The following is a 4,378-nucleotide window of genomic DNA, read 5'->3' on the forward strand; positions in this document are numbered from 1 at the left end:
CGTATGAACATTATTTGAGTAATAAACAAGAAACAACGGAAGTATAAACGTTATTAATGAAAAATGACAGCTTAAAAGGGCAACACCGGATTAATGAACAAATCCGTGCCAAAGAAGTCCGCATAGTAGGCGATGACATAGAACCAAAAGTGTATCCGATAGCGCAAGCCTTGCGACTTGCGGAAGAACATGAAGCGGATCTTGTGGAGATTTCTCCGAATGCGCAACCTCCTGTTTGTCGTATTATTGATTACTCTAAATTTCTGTATCAGTTAAAGAAACGTCAGAAAGAACAGAAGGCTAAACAGGTGAAGGTAAACGTAAAGGAAATTCGTTTCGGACCTCAGACCGATGATCATGATTACAACTTCAAGTTGAAACATGCCAAGGGATTTCTGGAAGATGGCGACAAGGTGAAGGCGTATGTGTTCTTTAAAGGTCGCTCTATCTTGTTCAAAGAGCAGGGAGAGGTATTGTTGTTGCGTTTTGCCAACGACTTGGAAGATTATGCAAAGGTAGATCAGATGCCTATTTTGGAAGGTAAGCGGATGACAATCCAGCTTTCGCCAAAGAAAGCGGCATCAAACAAGAAGCCTGCTGCAAAGCCGACTGAAGGTACACTGAAACCGGTTGCTGCCAAAAAAGAAGAGAATGAGTAACGCCATAGGTATAGTGCGTTACCATATAATTTAATAATTTAAAAGTTTAAAGAAGATGCCAAAGATGAAAACTAACTCCGGTTCTAAAAAGAGATTTACTCTTACCGGAACAGGTAAAATCAAAAGAAAGCACGCTTTTCATAGTCATATCCTGACTAAGAAAACTAAAAAGCAAAAAAGAAACTTGTGCTATTCTACACTTGTTGACGGAACAAATGTAAGCCAGGTGAAAGAGCTTTTAGCAATGAAGTAATAGAAAAGCGTACAGAAGTATTAAAGTTATTAACCGAATGCATTAGCTTTAAGTCCGCTGCGTGAAGTAACGGCGCTAACATTCAAAAACAAGTAAAACTATGCCAAGATCAGTAAATCATGTTGCTTCCAGAGCACGTAGAAAGAAAATTTTGAAATTGACCAGAGGTTACTTTGGTGCAAGAAAGAACGTTTGGACCGTTGCCAAAAATACTTGGGAGAAAGGTCTGACATACGCATTCCGTGACCGTAAGAACAAGAAGAGAAACTTCCGCGCTCTGTGGATTCAGCGTATCAATGCTGCCGCTCGTCTGGAAGGTCTGTCTTATTCCAAGTTGATGGGTGCTTTGCATAAAGCCGGCATTGAAATCAACCGTAAGGTATTGGCTGATTTAGCGATGAATCATCCGGAAGCTTTCAAGGCTATTGTTGCTAAAGCAAAGGCTGCATAAATAAAACCGCTTAGCGGATAAATAACGAGGAGGTTTACCAAATAAGCCTCCTCGTTTTTTTAGGCACGGATTAACGGACATGCGGATTGATAAAAATCTGTGTAAACCGTGAAATCCGTGCCTGATTTATGGCATTATGTTATTCTCTTTTCGTTTCGGGGCGAAGCGGCAACTTTTTTAAATCATGTTTTTTATTTGCAGGAATTATCACTCCGCTTTGCTCCATGAGAGTTGAAGGAGTGGGATTCGATGCTTTTGTGCATGCTGCCGTTGCAGAAGCTTTAACTCCTAAGACGACTTGTCAACTGATAACTCCTTTTAACTCCTCTGGCTCCTTTAAATGAAAAACCGTGAAAATGGCTTGAAATATTTGTTGATTTGTTTGCTCCTTTCAGAGAAACTCTCTATCTTTGTTGTAGAAAAAATAGCCGCATTGATTGGATCGGGAAACTCATCAATTTTTATGAAATACCGAGACAAGCTTCGTTTCTCAATGGCGGGCCACGCCCTTCGGGGTAACTTTTAAGTCGGTGGATTACAAAGAGGAGCAGCACTCAAATCGTGTCATTCGGAGTTTCATCACATCGTTGGTGCGGCTTTCTATAAAGCGGGGCTGTGTCGCATATATGCGATACAGCCCTTGCTTCTTTTAAGAGGTTACTACGCTCTTTTTTTCCGCATTTCACTTTTTTACCGTATTTTTGCGGCAAGTAAATGAATATCTTATGAATTACGGATATGTAAAGGTGGCGGCGGCTGTGCCCCGCATCAGGGTGGCTGATTGTAAGTTCAACGCCGGACAGATTGAAAAAGAGATTATCATAGCCGATGGAAAAGGGGTGCAAATCATTGCTTTTCCGGAGTTGTGCATCACTGGATATACCTGTGGCGATCTTTTTGCCCAGCAACTCCTGCTTGAAGAGGCGGAAATGGGGTTGATTCAAATCCTTAATAATACGCGTCAGTTGGATATCATTTCGATATTGGGTATGCCTGTCGTATTGAACGGGGTGTTGCTGAATACGGCGGTTGTCATTCAGAAGGGGAAGATATTGGGTGTAGTGCCGAAGACCTATCTTCCCAATTACAAGGAGTTTTATGAAAAGCGTTGGTTCACTTCGGCTTGTGAGGTGGCTGAAACCAGTGTGCGCCTTTGCGGGCAAACTGTTCCGATGGGCGGAAATCTGCTGTTTGAAACGGTGGATACCACTTTTGGAATTGAGATATGCGAAGACTTGTGGGCTCCCATTCCTCCCGGTTCCGTGTTGGCTTTGCAAGGGGCGGAATTGCTGTTCAATCTTTCTGCCGACAATGAAAGCATCGGGAAGCATGCCTATTTGCGTTCGCTTATCAGTCAGCAGTCAGCCCGTTGCATAGCGGGTTATGTATTCAGCTCGTGCGGTTTCGGAGAATCTACTACGGATGTTGTGTTTGCGGGCAACGGACTGATTTATGAGAATGGTGCATTGCTGGCGGCCAGCCAACGTTTTTCTTTTGAGGAACAGGTGGTCGTTAGCGAAATTGATGTGGAGCGTTTGCGTGCGGAGCGTCGGGTGAATACCACTTTTGCCGCTTGCCGTGCCCATTGCATTTCGGAACTTCCGGTGCGCATCTCTACGGAGTATGTCAATGGCAAGGAACTGAACCTGACCCGAACGTTCGACCCGCATCCGTTTGTTCCACAGGGAGCGGAGTTGGACGAACGTTGTGAAGAGATATTCTCCATTCAAGTGTCCGGGTTGGCGCAACGACTGACGCATACCAAAGCCAAAAGTGCGGTTGTCGGCATATCCGGCGGATTGGATTCTACGTTGGCTTTGCTGGTTTGTGTCAAGACATTCGATAAATTGGGCTGGTCGCGTCAAGGTATCATCGGTGTGACGATGCCGGGCTTTGGAACAACCGACCGCACCCATACCAATGCCATCGACCTGATGAACTCCCTCGGCGTGACCGTCCGTGAAGTGAGCATCAAGGAGGCGTGCATCCAACACTTCAAGGACATTGATCACGATATTAACGACCATAACGTAGTCTATGAGAACGGGCAGGCGCGCGAGCGTACTCAAATACTGATGGACATCGCCAACCAGACGTGGGGAATGGTAGTCGGTACGGGCGACCTTTCGGAACTTGCGTTGGGTTGGGCCACTTACAATGGCGACCACATGTCGATGTACGGTGTGAATGCTGGTGTGCCTAAGACGTTGGTGAAACATTTGGTGAAATGGGTGGCCGAGCACGATGTGGACACTGCATCGCGTGCTACTTTGCTCGACATTGTAGATACTCCCATCAGCCCGGAACTGATTCCGGCAGATGCAGACGGCAATATCCAACAGATTACCGAGGACTTGGTAGGCCCCTATGAACTCCACGATTTCTTCCTTTATTATTTCCTGCGTTTTGGGTTCCGTCCTTCCAAGATTTTCTTCTTGGCAGCACGCACTTTCAAGGGTGTTTATGACGAGGCGACCATCAAGAAATGGTTGCAGACTTTCTGTCGCCGCTTCTTCAACCAGCAGTTCAAACGTTCCTGTCTGCCCGATGGCCCGAAGGTGGGTAGCATCTCCATCAGCCCGCGCGGTGACTGGCGTATGCCGAGTGATGCTTCATCGGAAATGTGGCTGAAGGAGGTCGAGGGGCTGTAAGAGGAATTGTGCCGGAATAAAATTGTTTGACGAGTACATTTGAAATGAAGATGTAAGGTTATTCAGACAAGTATCTTAAGATAGGTGACTATTGATGTTATATCACAGACTACAGGGTTATCTAAAGAAGAGATTGAAAAACTATAAAACGATTTTTATCCTATGAATTCGGAGGAACTATACGAGATTATTGTATAGTTCCTCTTTTTATAATTAGACATAATCTTTGAAAGATAATTTTTGCAATGATTTTGTAAGGGTTGTTCACGCCAAGCTGCCTAAAAAAGAAAGAGGGTGTGTCAAAACCGGCACATCCTCTTTTCATATCCGATATAGTTCGTCAGTTTGTCTATGCCACCATTTT

The 4,378-nt window shown here is 44.7% G+C and carries 4 protein-coding genes; all 4 read left to right on the forward strand.

What is annotated here, in order from left to right; genetic code table 11:
• The first annotated feature begins 56 nt into the window (after positions 1 to 56).
• The 4 genes from infC (at position 57) to K2G43_RS04150 (ending at position 4,014) form a co-directional block, all read left to right on the forward strand.
• The gene (infC, locus tag K2G43_RS04135; RefSeq protein WP_297644667.1) at positions 57 to 659 is read left to right on the forward strand and encodes a translation initiation factor IF-3; all 603 of its coding nucleotides are present in this window, start codon (positions 57 to 59) and stop codon (positions 657 to 659) included.
• A gap of 55 nt (positions 660 to 714) precedes the next feature.
• Positions 715 to 912: a 50S ribosomal protein L35 gene (rpmI, locus tag K2G43_RS04140; protein ID WP_297644669.1), complete on the forward strand. Its 198-nt coding sequence runs from the start codon at positions 715 to 717 to the stop codon at positions 910 to 912.
• A 100-nt stretch (positions 913 to 1,012) separates the two neighbouring features.
• Positions 1,013 to 1,363: a 50S ribosomal protein L20 gene (rplT, locus tag K2G43_RS04145; protein ID WP_013548356.1), complete on the forward strand. Its 351-nt coding sequence runs from the start codon at positions 1,013 to 1,015 to the stop codon at positions 1,361 to 1,363.
• A 725-nt stretch (positions 1,364 to 2,088) separates the two neighbouring features.
• The gene (locus K2G43_RS04150; RefSeq protein ID WP_297644673.1) at positions 2,089 to 4,014 is read left to right on the forward strand and encodes an NAD(+) synthase; all 1,926 of its coding nucleotides are present in this window, start codon (positions 2,089 to 2,091) and stop codon (positions 4,012 to 4,014) included.
• Positions 4,015 to 4,378: the final 364 nt, after the last annotated feature.

This window comes from Bacteroides sp. (genome assembly GCF_029057325.1).
Classification (GTDB): domain Bacteria; phylum Bacteroidota; class Bacteroidia; order Bacteroidales; family Bacteroidaceae; genus Bacteroides.

Coding starts and splice junctions, on each gene's coding strand:
- infC (WP_297644667.1), top strand. CDS start 57: ATGAAAAATGACAGCTTAAAAGGGCAACACCGGATTAATGAACAAATC.
- rpmI (WP_297644669.1), top strand. CDS start 715: ATGCCAAAGATGAAAACTAACTCCGGTTCTAAAAAGAGATTTACTCTT.
- rplT (WP_013548356.1), top strand. CDS start 1,013: ATGCCAAGATCAGTAAATCATGTTGCTTCCAGAGCACGTAGAAAGAAA.
- K2G43_RS04150 (WP_297644673.1), top strand. CDS start 2,089: ATGAATTACGGATATGTAAAGGTGGCGGCGGCTGTGCCCCGCATCAGG.